22 protein-coding genes are annotated in these 21,648 nt (G+C 55.5%); 14 read left to right on the top strand and 8 right to left on the bottom strand.

The genetic code is table 11. The annotated features are described in order from the left end of the window. Positions 1-204: 204 nt before the first annotated feature. A complete protein-coding gene (locus G523_RS0104865; RefSeq protein WP_155802584.1) occupies positions 205-435 on the top strand; it encodes a hypothetical protein in 231 nt (76 codons plus the stop codon). A gap of 1 nt (position 436) precedes the next feature. Here the strand turns inward: G523_RS0104865 and G523_RS18025 are convergent, their stop codons facing one another. Then, the gene (locus tag G523_RS18025) at positions 437-1,006 is read right to left on the bottom strand and encodes an RNA polymerase sigma factor (protein WP_022693911.1); all 570 of its coding nucleotides are present in this window, start codon (positions 1,004-1,006) and stop codon (positions 437-439) included. Between the two features lie 233 nt (positions 1,007-1,239). On the opposite strand from G523_RS18025, the gene G523_RS0104875 reads away from it, so the two are divergent. Both G523_RS0104875 and G523_RS0104880 read left to right on the top strand, forming a co-directional pair. Then, positions 1,240-2,994 carry a YadA-like family protein gene (locus G523_RS0104875; RefSeq protein WP_022693912.1) on the top strand — a complete coding sequence of 585 codons (1,755 nt, stop codon included), beginning with the start codon at positions 1,240-1,242 and terminating at the stop codon, positions 2,992-2,994. Positions 2,995-3,130: 136 nt separating this feature from the next. Further along, positions 3,131-3,580, top strand: a complete 450-nt coding sequence (locus G523_RS0104880) for a hypothetical protein (protein WP_155802585.1) — start codon at positions 3,131-3,133, stop codon at positions 3,578-3,580. A 63-nt stretch (positions 3,581-3,643) separates the two neighbouring features. Here G523_RS0104880 and G523_RS0104885 read toward each other — a convergent pair whose 3' ends face one another. Then, on the bottom strand, positions 3,644-4,813 hold the full coding sequence (locus G523_RS0104885; protein WP_027441464.1) for a saccharopine dehydrogenase family protein: 1,170 nt from the start codon (positions 4,811-4,813) through the stop codon (positions 3,644-3,646). Positions 4,814-4,968: 155 nt separating this feature from the next. On the opposite strand from G523_RS0104885, the gene G523_RS20150 reads away from it, so the two are divergent. Both G523_RS20150 and G523_RS18035 read left to right on the top strand, forming a co-directional pair. Then, a complete protein-coding gene (locus G523_RS20150) occupies positions 4,969-5,577 on the top strand; it encodes a GNAT family N-acetyltransferase (protein WP_022693915.1) in 609 nt (202 codons plus the stop codon). A 69-nt stretch (positions 5,578-5,646) separates the two neighbouring features. Then, positions 5,647-6,540 (top strand): TauD/TfdA dioxygenase family protein, encoded by an 894-nt coding sequence (locus G523_RS18035; RefSeq protein ID WP_022693916.1) that lies wholly within the window; start codon positions 5,647-5,649, stop codon positions 6,538-6,540. Position 6,541: 1 nt separating this feature from the next. On the opposite strand, the gene guaB is transcribed toward G523_RS18035, so the two are convergent. Continuing rightward, complete coding sequence (gene guaB, locus G523_RS0104900; protein WP_022693917.1) at positions 6,542-8,014, bottom strand: IMP dehydrogenase; 1,473 nt, start codon at positions 8,012-8,014, stop codon at positions 6,542-6,544. A 232-nt stretch (positions 8,015-8,246) separates the two neighbouring features. Here guaB and G523_RS0104905 point away from each other — a divergent pair, with 232 nt between their 5' ends. Beyond that, entirely contained in the window at positions 8,247-9,323 is a 1,077-nt protein-coding gene (locus tag G523_RS0104905) for a DUF2855 family protein (RefSeq protein WP_022693918.1), read from the top strand. Positions 9,324-9,345: 22 nt separating this feature from the next. On the opposite strand, the gene G523_RS0104910 is transcribed toward G523_RS0104905, so the two are convergent. From G523_RS0104910 to G523_RS0104920, 3 genes are all read right to left on the bottom strand, one after another. Then, positions 9,346-9,657 carry a hypothetical protein gene (locus G523_RS0104910; protein WP_022693919.1) on the bottom strand — a complete coding sequence of 104 codons (312 nt, stop codon included), beginning with the start codon at positions 9,655-9,657 and terminating at the stop codon, positions 9,346-9,348. A gap of 19 nt (positions 9,658-9,676) precedes the next feature. Next, the gene (locus G523_RS0104915) at positions 9,677-10,000 is read right to left on the bottom strand and encodes a DUF2834 domain-containing protein (protein ID WP_022693920.1); all 324 of its coding nucleotides are present in this window, start codon (positions 9,998-10,000) and stop codon (positions 9,677-9,679) included. 71 nt (positions 10,001-10,071) lie between these two features. Further along, positions 10,072-12,270, bottom strand: coding sequence for a prolyl oligopeptidase family serine peptidase (locus tag G523_RS0104920; protein ID WP_022693921.1), 2,199 nt, complete (start codon positions 12,268-12,270; stop codon positions 10,072-10,074). A gap of 201 nt (positions 12,271-12,471) precedes the next feature. On the opposite strand from G523_RS0104920, the gene G523_RS0104925 reads away from it, so the two are divergent. Continuing rightward, positions 12,472-12,978 carry an arsenate reductase ArsC gene (locus G523_RS0104925; protein WP_022693922.1) on the top strand — a complete coding sequence of 169 codons (507 nt, stop codon included), beginning with the start codon at positions 12,472-12,474 and terminating at the stop codon, positions 12,976-12,978. Positions 12,979-12,984: 6 nt separating this feature from the next. Here the strand turns inward: G523_RS0104925 and arsB are convergent, their stop codons facing one another. After that, complete coding sequence (gene arsB / locus G523_RS0104930; protein ID WP_022693923.1) at positions 12,985-14,007, bottom strand: ACR3 family arsenite efflux transporter; 1,023 nt, start codon at positions 14,005-14,007, stop codon at positions 12,985-12,987. A gap of 180 nt (positions 14,008-14,187) precedes the next feature. Between arsB and dapF the strand changes: the two genes are divergently transcribed. Genes dapF through G523_RS0104950 form a run of 4 tightly spaced genes read left to right on the top strand, consistent with a single transcriptional unit; the run spans position 14,188 to position 18,472 of the window. Next, positions 14,188-15,012: a diaminopimelate epimerase gene (dapF, locus tag G523_RS0104935; RefSeq protein WP_022693924.1), complete on the top strand. Its 825-nt coding sequence runs from the start codon at positions 14,188-14,190 to the stop codon at positions 15,010-15,012. A gap of 51 nt (positions 15,013-15,063) precedes the next feature. Next, positions 15,064-16,344 (top strand): tRNA (N(6)-L-threonylcarbamoyladenosine(37)-C(2))-methylthiotransferase MtaB, encoded by a 1,281-nt coding sequence (gene mtaB, locus G523_RS0104940; RefSeq protein ID WP_022693925.1) that lies wholly within the window; start codon positions 15,064-15,066, stop codon positions 16,342-16,344. Next, positions 16,341-17,615 (top strand): signal recognition particle-docking protein FtsY, encoded by a 1,275-nt coding sequence (ftsY, locus tag G523_RS0104945; protein ID WP_027441465.1) that lies wholly within the window; start codon positions 16,341-16,343, stop codon positions 17,613-17,615. The genes mtaB and ftsY overlap by 4 nt, the downstream gene beginning before the upstream one ends. Beyond that, positions 17,612-18,472, top strand: a complete 861-nt coding sequence (locus tag G523_RS0104950) for a DMT family transporter (protein WP_022693926.1) — start codon at positions 17,612-17,614, stop codon at positions 18,470-18,472. Before ftsY ends, G523_RS0104950 begins: the two co-directional genes overlap by 4 nt. On the opposite strand, the gene G523_RS0104955 is transcribed toward G523_RS0104950, so the two are convergent. After that, positions 18,469-19,053, bottom strand: coding sequence for a flavodoxin family protein (locus G523_RS0104955; protein ID WP_022693927.1), 585 nt, complete (start codon positions 19,051-19,053; stop codon positions 18,469-18,471). The two genes, G523_RS0104950 and G523_RS0104955, sit on opposite strands and share 4 nt — an antisense overlap. 109 nt (positions 19,054-19,162) lie before the next feature. Here G523_RS0104955 and G523_RS0104960 point away from each other — a divergent pair, with 109 nt between their 5' ends. The 3 genes from G523_RS0104960 (at position 19,163) to G523_RS0104970 (ending at position 21,645) form a co-directional block, all read left to right on the top strand. Next, positions 19,163-19,561, top strand: coding sequence for a winged helix-turn-helix transcriptional regulator (locus tag G523_RS0104960; protein ID WP_022693928.1), 399 nt, complete (start codon positions 19,163-19,165; stop codon positions 19,559-19,561). Positions 19,562-19,613: 52 nt separating this feature from the next. Then, on the top strand, positions 19,614-21,086 hold the full coding sequence (locus G523_RS0104965; RefSeq protein ID WP_022693929.1) for a lipopolysaccharide biosynthesis protein: 1,473 nt from the start codon (positions 19,614-19,616) through the stop codon (positions 21,084-21,086). Between the two features lie 118 nt (positions 21,087-21,204). Then, positions 21,205-21,645: a hypothetical protein gene (locus G523_RS0104970; protein WP_155802587.1), complete on the top strand. Its 441-nt coding sequence runs from the start codon at positions 21,205-21,207 to the stop codon at positions 21,643-21,645. Positions 21,646-21,648 lie beyond the last annotated feature (3 nt).

The following is a 21,648-nucleotide window of genomic DNA, read 5'->3' on the forward strand; positions in this document are numbered from 1 at the left end:
GCATAAGGGCGCTTTGGCCACCTCATAGCGTCATGACAATTTTGATGGAAGCCCTATCCGGAATAAGTGCTCAATTGCCTGTCTTTCGACAAATATTTTATGATTTTCGTTATTTTGGGTTGTTATCACGCGGACGGGTGCTCAGGTATACACTGTATCTGTCCTGTCTAAGTTTGTTTCGACTGGATGAACCAGGATGATGGTGTGACCCGCAAAAGCTCTGATGAACTGATAATCCGTGTGCTGCAGGATGACTGCACGCCCGAAGAGCGCACGGAGTTCGACCAGTTGTCAGTGAGTGATCAGAACTTTGCCCGGAAAGTCGCAGCCGTGAAAACGTGGCTGGATCCTTTATCGGATGAAGAGGCCAGTCAGGCTCCGGATGAAACCCTGCTGGATGATATCTTTAAGGAAATCGACGCGCCGGACCGCTAGGTCAGTTTATGAACGCGGCGACCTGAGCCGTTTCGAAAGGCAATGCGTGACGCAGGCGCTCAAGCCCGCGGCGCAACCATGAGCGGATCGTGTTCATAGAGATCGAGAGCTCTTTGGAGATTTCTGCCACGGTCTGGTTTTTCAGAAAATATAGTCGGATTACGTTTGCCATACGTTCCGGAAGTCGGGATAACTCGGTCTCCAGAAGTCCTCTGATGATCGACCGGTCAGTGCATTCGTCAGGTAGGGGCGCTGAATCGTGGAGCGTCTCTTCGATGGTTTCGTCGGAGTAATGTCGACGTAGACGACGCCATTCATCAATCGATGCATTGCGAACGATCACGAGCATCCATGTCATCGGACTGCCACGGAGAGCGTCGAAGGTTGAGGCTCTCTTCCAGATGGTTACATAAGCGTTTTGCAGGACATCCCGTGCGACGTCCTCATCGCGAATAATACGACGTGTCAGCGCAAGCAAACGAGCATATGTGCAACGATAAAGTTCCGAAAATGCGGAACGGTCGTCTGATGCACAGCGCTCTATCAAATTTTCTAATTTAATATCTTTCATAAGTGCGCCCCACCCTTTCAGTATAAAAGCGGTACGCGACTCCAACTAGATTGTTCCCCTTCGCTGTCCAAGAATGACTCACTAAAAGAATAGGAATTTTCAGGTTAGCGCTACAGTGCCCTGTATTTGTTTGGAATAATAACGAAATATTTTTTGCACAGAATCTCGGGTTTCTTCCGTAACTCTCCTTAGAAGCGCTTCAGCTTCGCGTGATTTCACCAAGGAGGACACCTATGACGCATACTCTCAAAACCGTGTTGAGCGGAAAAACGGCCCTGGCTGGCGCATTCTTTTTATTGGCGGCAGCACCGGGCGCTTATGCTCAGGTAGTAGATGGCGTCGGTGCCAATGCGTCGGCTGATGCGGCTGTAGCAATTGGCGATGGTGCATCTGCAGATGGCGACGGCGCTGTCGCAATCGGTGATGACGCGACTGCGACAGGCGCGGACGCGACAGTCGTTGGTACTGATTCAACAGCGACCGGGCCGTCAACGACAGTGATCGGTGGCGAGTCGACAGCGACTGGCCCTGGCGCGACGGCACTTGGCTGGCGTGCATCTGCAAGCGCGGAACGGGCAACGGCGATCGGCCACCTCGCAACGGCGCAGGGCATTCGTTCTACAGCCATCGGCGAAAACGCTGATGCGCAAACCGACTTCTCGACCGCAATCGGTAATGAGAGCATTGCAAACGGTATTGATGCGCTCGCAATTGGCGATACGGCTTTTGCCAACGGTAACTCAACGACAGCTATTGGCGGCGAATCCATCGCGACAACGCCGGGTGCGACCGCAATCGGTTGGCAGGCTGCTGCGACAGGTGCGATGGGTACGGCTGTCGGTCACCAGAGCACAGCATCCGGCGATCAGAGCTTTGCAGGTGGTGAAGACTCAGTTGCCAGCGGTTCAAACTCGATTGCTATCGGTAATACAGCTGAAGCCAGCGGTGGCGACTCTATCGCGATCGGCGGTAATCGTGACGGCGCAGCCGGAATTCAGACGGTAGCGTCCGGACCTTCCACAACGGTTGTTGGTGGTCAGGCCCTGGCAATGGGGCCGGGTGCAACAGCATTCGGCTGGCGTTCAGCAGCGACGGCGGAACGGGCAACGGCGCTCGGTCACCTTGCAACGGCGCAAGGTATCCGCTCCACTGCTATCGGTGAAAACGCCGACGCGCAGACGGATTTCGCTACCGCTATCGGTAATGAGAGCATTGCGAACGGCATTGATGCCCTCGCAGTCGGTGACACGTCGGTAGCAACCGGTAACTCCACAACAGCGGTTGGCGGTGAGTCCTTCGCATCCGGTCCGGGCGCGACAGCTTATGGCTGGCAGTCCAGCGCTGGTGCTGAACGCGCGACGGCTCTTGGTCACCTCGCGAATGCATCCGGCGTGCGTGCTGTGGCTGTAGGTGAAGCGGCTGTCGCAAGCGGTGCTGGTTCAATTGCGATGGGTAATCAGGCATCCGCAACCGGCGTGAACTCAGTTGCCATTGGTAATGGCGCTGTTGCGACACAGGATAACTCTGTTGTCGTGGGCGGTGCGAACTCCACCTATCAGATGGCTGGCCTCAGCTCGACGGCAAGCACATCTGCGCAATCTGGCCCTATCGGTCTCGTGACGACAGACCAGAATGGTAACCTCGCCGCTGATTATACGTTCTCCAGCTCTCTGTCTGCAAATGCCGGTGCGATTGCGATGAACACAAATATGATCTCAATCAACTCTGACCTGATTGCCCGCAATAGCGAGCTCATTCAGGATAACCAGGCTGGTATCGCAGCGGCTATGGCACTCGATATGCCATACATTCCTGCAGGTCGCACATTTGGTCTGTCAGGTGGTTTCGGCTTCTATGGCGACGAGACAGCGCTCTCTGCGGCAGGTGCATACCGTATGAACGAGCACTGGCAGTTTAACGCTGGTGTGGCTGCGGGCATGGATCGCGGTGAAACCGGTGGCCGTGTAGGCTTCTCTGCTAGCTGGTAAGTGTCGACGGTCCGGCTAGCCCCCCCATACATGCCGGATCAGAGAGGGCCGCTCCGAAAGGAGGGGCCTTTTCAATTTTATCTGTTCCCGAAGACATCAGTTAAGGCTGCTGAGCTAAATTGTTGGTATGTGGGACATGATCAGCCATTTTTTCAGTATGCTCTTTGGCGTCTGCTTTGCTGGCGGCCTGCTTGTATTTATCTATAGCCGCCATTCAGAAATGTGGCGCGAGATCGCCTTTGCTTATCCGGGGCCATTGGGTATATCCGGACCACGAACCCATCTCGACAGCGTGTATTTCTATCTGGGTAATGCACGCTATTTCAGCCACAAGGCCTTTATAACGGTGACGCGCGGTGAAGACGGTGTGCATTTGTCGACTTTCTGGCCCGCCTCTTTGCTACATCCGCCAATTTTCCTGCCTTATGACCATATCCGGATGTATCGGGGTGAATGGGGCTTGATGCGGAATGTCTGCCGGCTTGAGATTGAGGGCTTTGAAGGCGTCAGAATGGCGATTACCAGCCCGGGCGGAGACAAGCTTTTAGAAGAGGCTGAAAGCGCCGTTATTCTCGGCCGGGCCTGATGCATTCAATAAAAAACCAGCTGCCCGTAAAGACAGCTGGTTCTGATTGGAAACAGGCCGAAACTAGCTTTCGACTTCGAAGGTCAGGCCTGCGTTCTCGATGAGGCGTTTGCGCAGCTTGGCGCCCATAGCTGCGGCTGGCGTATAGATGCCGCCTCCAAGGTCAGGACAATCCATGACGATGCAGACAGCAGACTCGCTGAGCATTTTTGAAGTTGATCCATAGCCCGGATCTTTATCACCCTTCACAGCAATCCGGAGTTCCTGCCCCTCGGTCGTCGTGCCAATGGCGAGGAAGTCGTAAAAGCCGTTCTCACGTTCTTCTTTAGACGGGCCTTCTCCGGGTTTAGGCGCGTCCTTGCCACCGATTTCCATGCCGGCAACCGCGTCGGCCATGGCTTTTCCTTTTTCACCCGGACCTGTCATCATCATCTCGTCATAGACAAAATCTTCGCCGTAAGCGTGGCCGAGAAGTTTGTTGGAGCGGTGCACATTCTTGGTGTTGATTGTCGCCATGACGAACGGAGCAACCCAGATGCCATCTTCTTCGAGGACCTTATTGCCCGGAGGCTGTGCCGGGCCGGCAAAGCCTTCAGAAAGAGAGAACGGGTTGATCAGGTCATTCAGCAATGTCGGATTGGCCTGAACCGCTGCCATTGTCGCTGCGCCCGATGCGGCTGTGCCACCAGAGAATGTGCCCTGCATTGCGCGCATACGGCCACGCACTCGCTGGCATGGTTTGCCGAAACGGGATTGGGCTTCTTCCTGCAGGAACTGCACACCAAGATCGAACGGTATGGAGTCAAAGCCGCAGGAATGGACGATGCGCGCGCCGGAGGCTTTTGCAGCCGCCGAATGGCGTTCGATCATGTCTTTCATCCAGAGCACTTCGCCGGACAGGTCGACATAGTCGGTGCCAGCTTTTGCGCAGGCCGCGACGAGGGCTTCACCGTAATGCGTGTAAGGGCCCACAGTTGTCAGCACGCATTCAGTGCGAGCGACCATGCTGGCAAGGCTTTCGTCTGATGAGGCATCTGCCACGATCAGCGTGATGTCAGCCGGAATGCCCATCTCGTCGCGAACGGCTTTCAGCTTGTCTTCGGAACGGCCTGCCATAGCCCAGCTGACGCCGGAGCCTTCAGGGTATTGCTTTGCCATATATTCGGCGACCAGCTTTCCGGTGAAGCCGGTGGCGCCGTAAACTACGACGTCAAATTCTTTTGTAGTGCTCATCATGTCTCTCCCAGACTGTTTTGCACGCTAGGTATAGAAGCTGGCGCAGGTGGGGAAAGGGTGACGTTGCGGCAAGCAGGCCGGCACTTGGTCGCTCACATTGTAAAACAAGTTTGGCCATGCTCATTTGCCCGGATATATCTGGGGGGTGGCGAATGCAAATCGACTTACGAGACGGCGCTCGCGTGGCGCGTCGTAACGACTGGAAGCAGCTGGGCGGTATTCTGGGTGAGGCCTTTCGCGATGATCCCATCAATCGCTGGCTATTCGGCAATCCGCGCGCCATCACATCACTTTTCAGGATCATGGCTGACGACGTTTATACACAACACGGATTTTGCCATCTGATCGCAGATGAAGCCGCTGCAATGTGGCTGCCCGCAGGCGTGACATCAGATCTGACGGCGTTCGGATTGTGGAGGCTGATCGCGGGGCAGGTGCGTTGGGGAACGAAGGGCGCGATGAAGCGCGCTATGCGAGCCGGCGCGGTCATGGAGGCCCATCATCCTGAAGTGCCCCACCTTTATCTATTTGCGATTGGCACGCGAGAGTTTGCACGGGGTAAGGGATTAGGCAAAGCGCTGCTGCGTCCGGTTCTCGACGCGGCGGATCGCGATGGCCTCTCGATTTATCTGGAAAATTCCAATCCTGTGAATTCCGGATTTTACGAGGCGCATGGATTTGAAACCATGACGTCGCCTTTCAGCATTGGCGAGAATTCACCTGTGATGGAGCCTATGTGGCGCTCGCCCGCCACACGCTGACCGAGACTGGCGTATTCCCGAAACGCTGATACGCTCTTCCCAAAATATAAAAATCTGGGAGGAGATGAAGTGAGCATTTCATCAAACTGGACGGTGCGCCGGCTTTCGGGCGCATTGGGCGCGGAGGTGACGGGCGTTGATGTAACCGCGCCCACGCCAGAACTTATTGACGGTATTCGCGCCTTACTGAACGAGCATCAGGTTATATTTCTGCCTGGCCAGTCGCCTTCGCCAGACGCGCACGTCGCATTCGGCCGCCATTTTGGCAAATTGGAGGGGCACCCTAATCTGGAGGCTGATAGCAGTCTTCCGCCGGAAATCTTCCAACTCAAAGCGAGCCGTGGCGGTGTTGCGGATGAGTGGCACACCGATCTCACCTTTCAGGAACAGCCCTCGATAATGTCGATCCTGCACATGGTGACCTGCCCGGATGTTGGCGGCGATACCATGTGGACCAGCCTTTATGAGGCCTATGACGGTTTGTCGGAGCCGATGAAGGATATGCTGGAAGGACTGACAGCATTGCACGATGCTCTGCCGCATAATCGTCCGGAGCAGATGGCCGTTCACCCGGTTGTGCGCGTACATCCGGACACGGGCCAAAAAGCGCTCTATGTGAACGAGCATTTCACCCGCCGGATTGTCGAACTGAATGCAGAAGAAAGCGAAGCTTTGCTACGTCATCTCACCAACTGGGTGAAACATCCGAGATTCACAGTGAGGTATAAGTGGACGCTCGGAACGATTGGCATCTGGGACAATCGCTGCACGCAGCATTTCGTGCTGAATGACTTCGAAGGTGAGCGGATAATCCAGCGTGTCACGGTTATGGGCGACGAGGTTGCGGGAGCGCGACCTGCACAATGGAAACCCTGGGTGCGTGAAGGTCGGCTCTCGGCCACGAGCCGGCATGATCGCCAGCTCTATTTTTATCTGAAGAGCAAAAACAAGCTCGGTTCGTAATCTAGCTGCGCGGGATCGAATAGTTCGGCGCTTCGCGGGTCATGGTCACGTCATGGACGTGGGACTCACGAAGACCTGCGCCTGTGATCTGAACGAAGCGAGCCTTCTCGTGCATTTCCGGAATAGTCTTCGCACCGACATAGCCCATCGCCGCGCGAAGGCCGCCAACAAACTGGTGGATGATCGGGCTGATCGGACCTTTGAACGGGACCTGACCTTCAATGCCTTCCGGAACGAGTTTCTCCTGAGAGACCTCTTTCTGGAAGTAGCGGTCAGCAGAGCCGCGCGCCATTGCGCCCAGTGAACCCATGCCGCGATACGCTTTGTAAGAACGGCCCTGATAGAGGAAGACTTCGCCCGGCGCTTCTTCTGTGCCTGCAAAGGCAGAACCCATCATGGCAGTTGATGCGCCAGCTGCGATGGCTTTTGCGAAGTCGCCAGAGAATTTGATGCCGCCATCTGCGATGATCGGAGTGCCGGAGTCTTTCGCCGCGCGTGCCGCTTCGGAAACAGCGGTCAGCTGAGGAACGCCAACACCTGCAACAATACGGGTTGTACAGATAGAGCCAGGGCCGATGCCAACTTTGATCGCATCTGCGCCAGCGTCTATCAGCGCGCGCGTGCCGTCAAATGTCGCAACATTGCCTGCAATGACCTGAACCTTGCTGGAAAGGCTCTTCACGCGGGCTACAGCATCGAGAACTGACTGCGAATGTCCGTGGGCAGTATCGATAACAAGCACGTCCACGCCGGCATCAAGCAGGCGCTCGGATCGTTCAAAGCCTGCGTCACCGACCGTAGAGGCTGCGGCAACAAGCAGACGGCCTTGCGCGTCTTTGGCTGCATTTGGGTTGGCGACTGCTTTTTCCATGTCTTTCACGGTCAGCAGACCAACGCAGCGATTGTCGCTGTCTACAACAACAAGACGCTCGATCTTGTGTTCGTGAAGCAGACGGCTGGCTTCAGCCTCAGTGATACCTTCGCGGCAGGTCACAACCTCTTTTGTCATCAGCGCAGATACCGGCTGGTCGAGGTTTTCCGCAAAGCGCACGTCACGGTTTGTGATGATGCCAACAACTTTACCTGGCTTGCCCGGCTCGTCAGCTTCAATCACCGGATAGCCAGAAAAGCCTGTGCTCTCTTTCAGTTTGCGAAGATCGCGCAGCGTTGTCTGAGGGGTCACGGTCGCCGGGTTGATCACAACGCCGCTTTCAAACTTCTTCACCTGACGGACCTGCTTGGCCTGTTCTTTCATGGTGAGATTGCGGTGAAGCACGCCAATGCCGCCGCTTTGCGCCATTGCGATGGCAAGCTTGGCTTCGGTCACTGTATCCATCGCAGAAGATGCGAGCGGAATATTGATCGCGATTGTGTTGGTCAGGCGAGTGCGAACGTCCGTCTGGGCGGGCATAACCTCGGAAGGGCCGGGCTCTAGAAGTACGTCATCGAAAGTGAAAGCGGAGCGAATCTGCATTGGGTCTGCATCCTTTTTGGCCTCTTAATGGGATGTGCGGCCTCCTGCAAGAGGGAAAAGTGCGACTCTTTGATGACGAAACGCATAGCTCGTTCCGGGATGCGCGACGCGGTTGGAATTTTTTTGCGGCGATAACATTTCGCGTGACCAGACCAGCCTCCGCTTGCCTCACGGGTCTCAGACGCGCCAAATAGATACCAACACAACGATATAAATTCTTCGGGGAGAGATCATGCAGGAATTTCAGGTTCAGAAGACCGATCTGCACAAAACAAAAATCGTAGACGTCGATAGCGCGCCGCTCAAAGACGGTGAGGTGCGCGCGAAGGTAGACCTGTTCTCCTTCACTGCGAACAATATCACTTATGGTGTGGCCGGTGATCAGATTGGCTATTGGCAGTTCTTTCCGGCCCATGGCGCGGAAGGTCAGGGCTTGCTGCCTGTCTGGGGGTTTGCCGACATCTCTGAAAGCAAGCATGCGGACGTGCCGGTCGGCGAGCGGCTGTACGGATATTTCCCGCCCGCCGAAGAGCTTGTGCTGTCACCTGTCGGTATGCGTGCGGGACAATTTATCGATGGCGCAGAGCACCGCTCGGCGCTTCCGCAAGGCTATAACGTCTATCGGCGGGTCAATGCAGAGCCGGGCTATAACGGGGCTTTTGACGAGGCGCGCGCGCTTCTCTTCCCGCTACACGTCACGTCTTTCTGTCTCTGGGACTGTATGAAGGATAATGACTGGTATGGCGCTGAGCAGGTGATTGTCGTCAGCGCGTCCAGCAAGACGAGTATCGGTCTGGGCTTTGCGCTGCATGAAGATGCTGATGCACCAATTTCTATCGGTCTGACGTCCGGCCGGAATGCCAGTTTTGTAAAGTCGCTTGGATATTACGACCAGACGGCCACTTATGATGACCTCTCATCAATTGATATCAGCAAGCCGACAGTTATCGTCGATATGTCAGGGAATGGTGATGTTCTGGGCGCGCTTCATGCGAGCCTTGGTGCAAATATGAAACATTGCCTGAATGTCGGCCTCACCCATTGGGAAGAGGGCGCAGCCAATAAGAATATCATAAAGGAACGTAGCGAATTCTTCTTTGCGCCCGGCCACATTCAGAAACGGATTGGCGATTGGGGCGCAGAGGGTTTTACCGAGAAATCAAATGACTTCCTGATGAAGTCCATGATCGCCAGTAAAGGCTGGATGAAGGTCAGAGAGGCCAATGGCCTTGAGGGGCTGAGCGAGCATTATCAGGCCGTGTGCGATGGCAAGTTTGCGCCGGATGAAGGCCTGATCGTGCGCTTTTGATGCTATCTCGTAGGGGCTGGAGTTATTCCAGCTCCTGCGCGCATTCCAAAAGTTGAAGCGTTACAGGCAGAACCGACATCTGTTGCTGCGGAGGAAGGGTCGAGATCGCCTCGATTGGGTCAGCTGCGCCGTCGCGGATAGCCTCTGCGATATTGGCGAGAACCTCGTCAGACAGGCTGGCTTCCATTTTATCATAGGTGCAGGCGCAATAGGCCTCATTGAGAGACTCATCTGCTTCCAGGCAAGATGTCACGATAACCTGTTCGTCTGATTTGGCGCAGCCCGTGATAAACGCAGCAGCACAAAGAGCGATCATGATTGTGGTTCGTTTCATCTTATCAGTCCTCTTGAGATCAGGCGCCTAGAGGCTTAACGCGTTCGCCCTCTCTGAGCCAGAGATAAAGCGGCAGCGCGAGCGACAGACCCACCATAAAATTTGCGGGCAGCACCACCCACCAGTGTCTGATATCCATCTTGCGGGCATCCAGAAATGACCAGAGTAAAAATGTCACCGAAGAGATAATTACGTCGGCGGTGAAAGCTGATGCGACAGAATTGGCGAACGCCGCCGCGATAAAGCCCTGTGGTGCGAGGCCGAACCCGGCGAACCAGTCAGCGAATAGAAGCCACGGAACAAGAGTGCCAATGATGGCGAGGGCGAGATAAGTCAGGCGCATAACTGGCCTCCATATAAAAACAGCCCCTGATTGCTCAGGGGCTGTATTAAAAGTCACGACGAAATCGCCGCCTAGTCCATCAGACGTTCTGATAGATACGTCACTTCCAGCGCAACGCGGCGCGCTGCTTCCTGAAGGTTGGCCGCTGCTGAGTGACCGCCATCAATATTCTCATAATAATAGAACGGCATGTCAGCCTGATCGAACAAGTACGCCATCTTGCGAGCGTGACCCGGATGGACGCGGTCGTCCTTTGTTGAGGTCATGAAGAATGGCGTCGGGTAATCCGCATCCTGATCGAAGTTGTGGTACGGCGACATTTGTTCCAGCCATTCACGCTCTTCAGGAATGTCCGGAGAACCGTACTCATCTACCCATGATGCGCCCGCCAGAAGCAGGTGATAGCGCAGCATGTCGAGAAGCGGCACCTGAACAATAACTGCATCCCACAGGTCCGGACGCTGGGTCAGCATAACGCCCATAAGCAGGCCGCCATTAGAGCCACCCTGAATGCCGAGATGGTCGGAGTTCGTGACGCCGCGATCGATCAGGTCTTCGGCAACCGCAATGAAATCATCATAGACGATCTGGCGTTCGGTCTTGAGACCTGCCTGGTGCCATGCAGGACCAAACTCGCCGCCGCCACGAATGTTCGCAAGAACATAGGCGCCGCCGCGTTCCAGCCAGAGCTTGCCTCGAAGCGCTGAATAGCTTGGCGTCATGGAGATCTGGAAACCACCATAGCCGTAAAGAAGCGTAGGCGTTGTACCATCAAGCGGAATGTCTTCGCGGTGCACGATGAAGTAAGGGATCATCGTACCGTCCGTGGATTCCGCTTCGAACTGCTCGACCACGAGGCCTTCTGTATCGAAACGGCCCGGCAGGCTTTTCAGCTCTGTGATCTCGCCGTCAGCCGCATTGTAAGACATCAGTGTGTCCGGCGTGAGGAAGCCTTCATAATTGATGAAGACCGTGTCCTCATGCTGGTTAGCGAACACAATGCCGAGCGCGCCATTCTCTGGCAGGTCAAGTGGACGGGTTGTCCACTCGCCTGTGAAACGGTCCGGAATAGCCGTCAGGATCTGACCGCTGACATTGTCGTTTATAGCGATCAGAAGCGCTTCATTCGCGAGCGCTACGGATTCAATGGACTGACGCTCGTTTGGTGCGAACACCTCCCAGACATAACCCAGCTCACCATCTTCCAGCATCGCTGCGTTGATCGCGACGAGGCTGCCGGACGAGAAGTTCAGCTCTTCGCCTTCATGCTCGACGGTCCAGTCTTCCTGAAGCGTCACAAAGACGAGGTCCCATTGTGCGCCGACAATCGATGACTTCGCAGGAAGCGGCAGTTCAAGTGCTTCTGTGCCGCCATTCGGGAACACGAAATACTTCGATGTAAAGAAGGTATCTGCTTCGGTTACGCCTTCCAGCTGGGTTCCATCGGCGAGTTCCAGCGTGAATGGCCAGATGCCAACGTCAGTGCGGTCACCGGTGAAAATGGTTTCGGCTTCTTCCAGAGGCGTGCCGCGTGTCCAGCGACGCACTTCGGTCGGGTAACCTGACTCTGTGAGTGTCGAACCGTCGCCGCCCCAGTCAGTCGCGATCAGCATGGTGTCATAGTCGACCCAGGCTGTGCCGGATTTTGCTTCTGGGATGTAGAAACCGTCTTCCACCCAGGTCAGGGTTGTGAGGTCGAATTCACGCATTTCTGCAGCGTCTTTACCGCCATCAGAAAGAGAGACCATGCAGGTCCAGCGTTCGCTCTCGCCGTCATTGTGGCAACTGGCGCCTTTATAGACCCAGTTTGCGTCTTCTTCGGCCGCGAGTTCATCAAAGTTGATGATGGTTTCCCATTCAGGTTCTTCGGTGGCGTAGCTCTCAAGAGAGGTACGGCGCCACAGACCGCGTACATTGTCCGCGTCCTGCCAGAAATTATAGACCATGCCGTCGCGAACGGAGCCGTAAGGAATACGCTCGCTCGCGTTTACGATCGCCTCGGCTTCAGCTTGCAGCTCGTTATACAGGTCGGTCGCCTGAAGATGACCAAGTGTGCGGTCATTCTGCGCGCGAACCCAATCGAGCGCACGTTCGCCTTCAACCTCTTCCAGCCAGATATTCGGGTCTTCACCGTTAGGATCGACCTCCACATTTACGCTGGTTTCAGTGTCCGCTGTGTCGCTTTCAGGTGCCACGGGGTCTCCTTCAGAGCAGGCTGAAACAGCGAGAAGCGCTGCAGCAGCAAGCGAGGTAAAAAGTTTCTGGGCCAATGTGTATCCTCCGAAATCTTGCGCACTTTTCGCGCGAAGACGCGTGAGATCAAGTAGGGTTGGAAAACTTTATGAAAAGTCTTGCCCTGATGATGCGGTGCCGGGCAGTAAAATCTGAAACAACCTCGCTCAGGTTTCACATAAGTATTACAAAATCCGGTAGAAGGTTGCTGTGGTCCTATGTCAGAGGGGAAAGACGCCATGTCGGATGCCTATAATGTACTCGTTCTCTGCACCGGAAACTCGGCGCGCAGCCTGATCGTTGAAACGCTTATCCGTGAGCTGGGCGCTGATGCCGGGTTTGCCGCCTATTCTGCGGGAAGCATGCCGAAGGGCGAGCCGCACCCGGTCGCGCTACAGGTGCTGGCCACGAACGGACATGACACATCAGGCCTGTCTTCAAAGTCATGGGACGTTTATGCGCGCGATGATGCGCCGGAAATGAACCTTGTGATTACGGTTTGCGGAAACGCGGCCGGTGAAGTCTGTCCGATCTGGCCGGGACACCCGCTGCAGGTGCACTGGGGCGTGCCTGATCCGGCTGCTATTGAAGGGGATGGCGCTCTTGTGGCGTTTGAAACGGCCTACCGGTCCTTGCGTATGCGCGTGGAACAGCTCGTGGCGCTGGATCTGAAAGGCATGAGCACCGACGAAGTGCGCACTGCGCTGCAGGAGATTCACGCGACAGTGCCGGGTGCGGAAGACTAAGCGGGCTTAGTCGGCCTTAAAGCCGGTCCGCGTCCGGTTTGCAAAAGCCACGAGCGACAGCATAACCGGCACTTCGACGAGAACACCGACCACAGTCGCCAGCGCTGCACCTGAGTTCAGCCCGTACAGGCTGATGGCTACGGCGACCGCCAGTTCAAAGAAGTTCGACGTTCCGATCATGGCGCATGGCGCAGCGATTTTGTGTGGGACTTTCAGCAGGTATGCAGCCCCGTAAGCGAGGGCGAAAATGCCGTAAGATTGGAGCAGGATGGGAACGGCAATCAGCGCAATCAGCATCGGGCTTGAAACAATAACCTGCCCCTGAAAGCCGAATAGCAGCACGATTGTTGTCAGAAGCCCAATCACTGAGAACGGCTTCACGCGGCCAAGAAAAGCCTTAACGGCCGGTTCGCCGCCAGAGGCTTTCAGCGTTTGTCGAGTGACGATGCCCGCGCCCAGAGGCAGAATGACATAAAGCGCGACAGACAGGAGCAAGGTTTCCCATGGAATAGTGATGTCCGTGACGCCCAGCAAAAACGCGACGATTGGCGCGAACGCGAAAACCATGATGGCATCGTTCAGGCTCACCTGAACCAGCGTGTAGGTTGCATCACCCTTTGTGAGTTGTGACCAGACAAATACCATCGCGGTACACGGCGCAGCACCTAGTAGAATGAGGCCGGCAATATAGCTTTCTGCGTCATCTGTCGGGATGAAATCTGCAAACACGTATCGGAAGAATAAGACACCCAGCGCCGCCATTGAGAACGGTTTGATCAGCCAGTTCACAACCAGCGTAATCATAATGCCTCGAGGTTTTGAGCCAATCTGGCGCAGACTGGTGAAATCGACATCCACCATCATCGGGAACACCATTGCCCAGATGAGTACTGCAACGGGGAAATTCACCTTCGCGTATTCAAGACTTGCGAGAAACTCGAAAACACCCGGAACAAGCAAGCCGAGCACAATCCCGCAAGCAATAGCGAGACCAACCCATACCGACAAAAGACGCTCGAAAAGACCCATTATGACCCCCGATCAGAGCTCTCCTCTTAGGCAATCAGTGTGACGGATTTTTTACATCACTCATCGCGTTTTCGACTGGTGGCGCCTATTTAAGGCTTGCGGCTTTAAAAGCCGAGTGACCTTCGCGCCTCTTATCGTTATGCTAACAGCCAGATTTTTGAGTTTTCGGATCAGTACGTCATGCACATGTTTCACATGAATGGTTGCGGTAATCGTTTCGTCGTTTTCGACGGGCGCGCCCGCCCATGGCGTAAAACGGCGGAGGAAATTCGTCAGATCGCCCATCCGAATGGAAAGCAGGCGTTTGATCAGATCATCGGTATGGAATCTACGCCGAATGGCGACGTGTTTATGCGTATCTGGAACGCCGACGGTTCACAGGTTTCAGCCTGCGGAAACGCCACGCGTTGTGTCGGCTGGCTTGTCCAACGGGAAACTGGTCAGGAAGAAATTCTGATCGAGACCGAAGCCGGTCTTCTGACGGCGCGTGCGGCTGGTGACGATATGATCACGGTTGATATGGGCGAGCCGCGTCTTGATTGGGAAGAGATCCCTCTGGCTGAAAAAATGGATACCCGTTTCGTGGATATCAAAATCGGCCCGATGGACAATCCGGTCCTGTCGCGCCCGTCATGTGTGAATATGGGTAATCCGCATGCTGTGTTTTTCGTGGGCGATGTGAATGCCTATGACATTCCCGCTGTTGGTCCACTGGCCGAGTGGCACCCGCTTTTTCCGGAAGGTGTAAATGTCGGCTTTGCGCAGGTGGTTGACCGCCAGACGATACGCCTTCGTGTGTGGGAACGCGGCGCCGGCCTGACGCTCGCATGTGGTACGGGCGCATGTGCTGCGGCTGTTGCTGCGGCGCGTTTGGGGCGCACGGAACGCAAGGTCAAAATGATCCTTGATGGTGGCGAGCTTCACATTGAATGGCGCGAATCCGACAATCACGTACTGATGACCGGCCCCGTCGAACTGGAAGGCGAGCTTCAGATCGCAAGCTGATTTCAGTGAATCTGACTTGATCATAAGCCGCTTCGGCGTCATCTAGCCTCCATGACGGACCGCACCCCGACTTCAGACAAACTCCAGATCATTACGCATGGCTGTCGCCTGAACAGCTATGAGAGCGAAGTCATGCGAGATCACGCCGAGGCTGCGGGCCTTTCTGATGCGGTTATAATCAATACCTGCGCGGTGACAGCAGAGGCTGTTCGCCAGGCGCGCCAGTCCATCCGTCGTGCACACCGGGACAATCCGGATGCGCCGATCATTGTAACGGGCTGTGCTGCGCAGATTGATCCGACGCAATTTGCTGAAATGCCCGAAGTCACACGCGTGATTGGCAATCATGAAAAGATGAAGGCTGAAACCTTTACCTCTGCTCATTTGATGGATGCGCCTGAGAAAGTCAGCGTTGATGACATTATGACGGTGCGCGAGACGGCGGGACATCTGGTGGATGGCCTCGATGGACGCGCGCGTGCCTTTGTCCATGTCCAGAACGGCTGTGATCATCGCTGCACGTTTTGTATCATTCCTTATGGTCGCGGAAATTCACGCTCCGTACCTGCTGGTGAAGTGGTCGATCAGGTGAAGCGCCTCGTCGCGCGCGGTCATAAAGAGGTCGTGCTGACAGGTGTCGACCTTACAAGCTGGGGCGGCGATCTGCCGAATACGCCGCCGCTTGGAAATCTTGTGGCCCGTATTTTGAAGCTGGTGCCCGACCTGCCGCTTCTGCGGCTTTCTTCCATCGACGCGATCGAGATGGACGAAGCCCTGTTCGAACTCGCAGCCAGTGAGCCGCGTTTTGCGCCCTATCTTCACATCTCGCTTCAGCATGGCGACCCGATGATTTTGAAGCGGATGAAACGCCGGCACTCACGGGAGGACGCAATTGAGCTGACATCAAAACTGAAAACCGCACGGCCAGACATCGCGTTCGGTGCTGATCTCATCGCCGGTTTCCCGACCGAGACCGAAGAGATGTTTGAAAATTCGGTCAGCCTGATCGAGGCATGCGATCTCTCATTTGTGCATGTGTTTCCATACAGCTCGCGCGAGCGTACGCCGGCAGCGAAAATGCCTCAGCTGGAGCGTAAGATCGTGAAGGAACGCGCGGCGCGTCTGCGCGAGGCTGCAAATGCGGCTTTGGAACGTCACCTCAAAAAGCACGTTGGTGAAATCCGACGCGTGCTTGTAGAGGCTGGCGGGCAGGGGCGTCTGGCTGACTTTACACCGGTGACGGGCCTTCCTGATGCGCTGCCTCATGGCGAGTTTGCAGATATCCGCATTACAGGGCACACAGATGGCCGGTTAACAGGAGTAATTCAGTGATCCTCTGGTTCGGCAAAAAGAAGAAGAAGAAGCTCGAAGACGCAGCCGAACAGGCGGCGCTCGATGCCGCAACTGCGCGGGATCCTGAAACCGAGGCCCTGAAGGCGCAGCTTGAAGATGCTGCAATGTTTCAGGAAGCGACCGGACACGAAGACCGCGCCGAGGCCATTGAAGAAGAAATCGAGAAGATTGAGGAAGAAGGTGTTGAGGCCTTCTCCGCACCCATTCAGGCTGCTCCGCCAGAGCCAGAGCCAGAGCCAGAGCCAGAGCCAGAGCCAGAGCCAGAGCCAGAGCCAGAGCCAGAGCCAGAGCCAGAGCCAGAGCCAGAGCCAGAGCCAGAGCCAGAAGTTAAAACAGGCTTTTTCAAGCGTCTGACATCCGGCCTCTCACGCTCATCCAATAAGCTGACTGAGGGTCTGACAGGGGTCTTCACCAAGAAGCGCCTGGACGATGAAACGCTCGAAGACCTCGAAGATATTCTGATCACGTCGGACATGGGCGCGAAGGTGGCTTCGCGTATTACGACGAACCTCGCCAAAGATCGTTTCGATAAGGAAATAACCGACGACGAAATTCGCGGTGCACTGGCTGACGAGATTGAAGACATTCTGTCTCCGCGCGAAGTGCATGTCGATTTTGCAGATGGTCCGACGCCGCGTATTGTTCTGTTTGTTGGCGTAAACGGCTCGGGCAAGACGACGACCATCGGCAAGATCGCCTCAAAGCTGAAAGCTCAGGGTGCAAAGGCGCTTCTGGTCGCGGGTGATACGTTCCGCGCCGCTGCGATTGAGCAGCTGACCGTCTGGGGTGAGCGCGCTGGCATTCCCGTCATGGCAAAAGCGCCGGGCGCTGATGCCGCAGGTCTTGTTTATGAGGCTGTCGAAAAAGCCAAGGCAGATAATCTGGACCTTGTTCTGGTCGATACCGCAGGACGTCTGCAGAATCGAAAAGAGCTGATGGAAGAGCTTTCAAAAATCCTGCGCGTTGTTCGAAAGCTTGATCCGGACGCGCCGCATGATGTCTTCCTGGTGCTGGACGCAACAGTTGGTCAGAATGCGATCTCTCAGGTTGAAGCCTTCACCGAGACGGCGAATGTTACCGGCCTCGTCATGACCAAACTTGATGGAACGGCGAAAGGTGGTGTGCTTGTCGCCATCGCTGAAGCTTATGATCTGCCAATTCACTTTGTTGGTGTGGGCGAAAGCGCTGAAGATCTTCAGCCGTTCTCTGCGCGTAGCTTCTCCCGGGCACTTGTGGGCCTTGAGGGGTGACGCCTGACGTCATCGCCATCGGGTTAGGGCTGGTTTCAGCTCTGACGCTGGCGTTTGCAAACCTCGTCGTTAAAGCAACGAATGATATTCTGGTTACCCGCGCAGTCCTGTCTTCGGCCTGCGCGATAATTGTCTCGCCGGTAGCCTTTTTTGTACCTACGCCGACACCTGAATTGTGGGCGGCGATTGCGATCTCTATCCCCACCCATTTCTTCTATCAGATGAGCATGATCCGCGCTTTGCATCGCGGGGATCTGTCGCTCGTGTTCCCCGTTATGCGCGGCCTTGCGCCTCTGCTCGTGGCGATTGGTGCATTCTTCTTCCTGAATGAAACATTATCGCCGCTCGCATTGCTGGGCCTGCTCATTGCGACCGTCGCGGTGATCGCTTTCGGATTTCTGCGCGGCAAGGTGAGTTCAGATGGAAAGCCGGTCAGCTGGTCTGCGCTATTCTGGGCAGGCATGACCGCGCTTGGTGTCATGGCATATAACGTCGCTGATGCGCGCGGCGTTCGCATTGCCGAAGAACCCCTGACTTTTGTGGTCTGGCTCTTCATGCTCGACTGGATTGGAACGGTCGTTGTGGCGGTGATTGCACGCAAGGAACGGTTCGTTCCGGCATTAAAGCCGGTCCTGAAAAACGGGATAGCGGGCGGCGCGCTCTCCGTTGTGTCGTATGGGGCTGCGTTGTTTGCGCTCGATATGATCGAAGCGGCCCGTGTGACGGCAATCCGTGAGACTGCCGTCGTGTTCGGGGCGCTAATGGGCTGGCTCATCCTGAAAGAGGGCATAGGACCGAGACGGATTATCGCCTCGGTCGTGCTCGTGGCAGGCCTTGCCCTGATGCAGGTCGGCTAAGCGCCTTTCATCCAGCGTGTCGCAGCTTTAGCGACGCGTTCGCCAAGCTTGCGACCTGTTTCCAGCTCCGGCTCGTGAGGAAATTCTTCCGGCGCTGAGTCGGATGGAGCAAAAGCGCCGACACCGAGATAAAAGCCGTTGCGGTTCTCTGCGCTGTCATAGTCGTCGCCTTTCGCGTGATAGCCTTTTGCGACTGCTGGCGTGATCCATAGCATTGAATGCTGTGATGCGAGTGTCGCGAGACGTGACAGCGTCTCTGCTTTGTCGCCAGATGCGGACGCAGAAATCGTAAAGCCCGCGGCCAGCTTGTCTTTCCAGAGCTGGTTGAACCAGATTTTTGAGGAGGCTTCAGCGAATTGCTGAAACACGGCCGTCGCGGTGCCCATATAGGTTGGTGAGCCGAAGATGATCGCATCTGCTTCTTGTAGAACGTCCCAAGGGCCTTCATCAGGTTTGGTCAGGTCGTCGGCTTTCAGAAGGGAAACTTCTGCGCCGCCGCGCGTTACGCCTTCAGCGATTGCTTCGGCCAGCTTTGCGGTGTGTCCGTAACCGGAGTGATAAACGATTGCTACTTTTGTCATGACTGTCTCCCGGAAAAAGTAAGTTGCCCGACAGACCTAATAGGTGGTATGTTTTTAGCTAGTACATACCTAATGGTAACTATGAAGATTCTTTCGAAAGAGGCCGCAAATGCTGAAAGCTCCTGAACAGACACCACTGGAAATCATGGAAGTTCACGCCTGCCCGTCCCGTCAGGTTATGGAAATGCTGGCCGATAAATGGAAGCTTCTGGTGTTTCATTCCCTCCGCCAGCGCGATGTCATGCGCAATGGTGAGCTGATGCGCGCGCTGAACGGGGTGAGCCAGAAAATGTTGACCCAGACCCTCCGTGCGCTTGAGCGCGATGGTTTGATCTTTCGTCGTGATTATCAGGAAGTGCCGCCGCGTGTGGAATATGGCCTTACAGAGCTTGGCCGCTCTCTGTCAGAGCCGATCCTGCAGATTTCTGATTGGGGACAATCGAACATGACCGCTGTTGAGGCAGCCCGCGAAATCTACGATCGCAGCGAATCTGAACAACACGGTTAATCCGGTTTTTATGGCTTTGGCTTAAGACTGCGCGTCAGGAGAGGCGCGCAATTTGCCAAAACTGATCAAACACCTGTTCGGCTATCTGCCTGTGAACCTCGTGTCGGCGCTGGTTGCGTTCGGCGGGGTGTTTGTATTTACGCGCCTTCTTGGCCCGGAAGAATACGGCCGCTATGCGCTTGCGCTGTCCACCATGCACCTGATGCATACCTTTACCCTTACATGGGTGGAGGCTGCCGGTTACCGGTTTAACGGTGAAGCCGAGGCAAATGGAACTTTGTCTGCGCATTATCGCACGGCGCTAACGCTTTGCCTCGTCTCGCTTGTGCCGGCGTTTCTGGTGCTCTCCATCGTCTGGTTTATGGTCGCCAATGCGCCAGAGTTTCAGGCGATACTGCCCTGGCTGATCATTCTGCTTCCTGTGTCCGTGCTCGCAAACCTGGCGCTACAGACGCACCGCGCCAGTCAACGTATTCGCCGCTTTTCGGCGGTTGAGATTGGCCGCACACTTGGCGGTTTTATCGTCGGCGTCGGTCTTGCGCTCATGGGCGGGTTTGGCGCGGCGGCCCCGCTTATCGGTTTGACGGTTTCATTTGCGGTGGCGGGCGTGACGGAAGGCTACTGGCTTTGGAAGAACTCACGTGGTGGACGTCTCGTGCCAGAGAACGCCAAACGCTATCTGCGCTATGGCGTACCAATTTCTGCCGCCCTCGTTTTGGACCTTATTCTCTCTGCTTCAGACCGTTTCCTGATTGCGTTCTTCCTCGATGAGGCGGCCGTCGGCGCCTATGCTGCCGGTTATGGCGTGGCGGATAAAACTGTTCTTATGCTGTGCGCCTGGGCTGGTATGGCTGCGTCCCCGCTCGTGATGGAAGCGTTTGAAACCGAAGGGCGGCAAGCCGCAGAGCGCGAAGCGCGCACTATGGCGCAATCTATTATGTTGATCGCCATTCCCGCGGCTGCTGGCATTGCGCTGACGGCGACGCCCCTTGCCAATGTGATGATTGGTGAAGAGCTTCGCGAGCAGGCCAGACATATCATTCCATGGATTGCGATTGCCGGCCTCTTCAATGGCACGCTGATCCACTATTTCTCTGAAAGTTTCCAGCTCGCGCATAAGACCGCAGAGCGGGCCATGATCATGACGATACCGGCGATTGCGAATGTTATTCTGAATATCATTCTGCTGCCGCGCATCGGCCTTATGGGCGCTGTTTATGCGACTGTGGGATGCTACTTCCTCGGCATGGTGCTGCTCGGCCTGTCCGGCCGACGCCATGTTGTTTTGCCGGTGCCTTTGCTGGATTTAGTCAAAGTGCTCGTGTCCTGCGCAGCTATGGCGGGCGTGGTTCGTCTCATGCCGGACCTTGAGTGGGATCTGGTCGAACTTATGCTGAAGGCTGGCTTTGGTGCGTCAGCTTATGCGCTCTGCGTGGCATCGCTGGATGCGGCTGGCGCGCGCGGTATGGCGCTCAAGATCATATCTAAGGTCCGCGGAAAGCTCTCAGCGTCGAGCGCGACTTGAATTTCCTTGCGTGCGCATCGTCGGCTGCTAACGTTGCCAAATGCAAGATCAGGTAGAAATCAAGCCGCCTCGCGGCTCCGCAATACCATACTGGCGGGAGCCATTCGCGGTGATTTTCATGACCGCATATTTTGCGGGAGGTGAGCTTCTTCCATTTGAGTCCATCTGGCGCTGGGCTTGGGCTCTGGTGATAGGCGTGATCTGGGTGTCGATACCTGCCATTCAGGCGGTTTTCGACAAACGCCCGATACCCTGGCGAAAGACGATCCGAAACGTATTGCTGGTTCCCGTGATGATGGCGGCTGGTTTGGGAATCGTTCTGGTAATTATGTCAGATTGGTTTCAGGCGCTGATCTCATGGTTACCACAGATACCTTCGGGAGTTATCGAGACTTTTAGCTCGATTGCATTCGGCGTCGCCGTTATTGGCTTTCTCGTTCACATGTTCATTGCTGAAGAAATTGGGAAACAATTAAGAAATCCGCTTAACCTCGCCTTCATTGCCGCCGCCTTAATATTGCTTGCAGGACTCTTCTTCATAGCAAGGGCGATTGTTTAGAAG

This window comes from Ponticaulis koreensis DSM 19734, assembly GCF_000420665.1.
In the GTDB taxonomy this organism is placed as follows: domain Bacteria; phylum Pseudomonadota; class Alphaproteobacteria; order Caulobacterales; family Hyphomonadaceae; genus Ponticaulis; species Ponticaulis koreensis.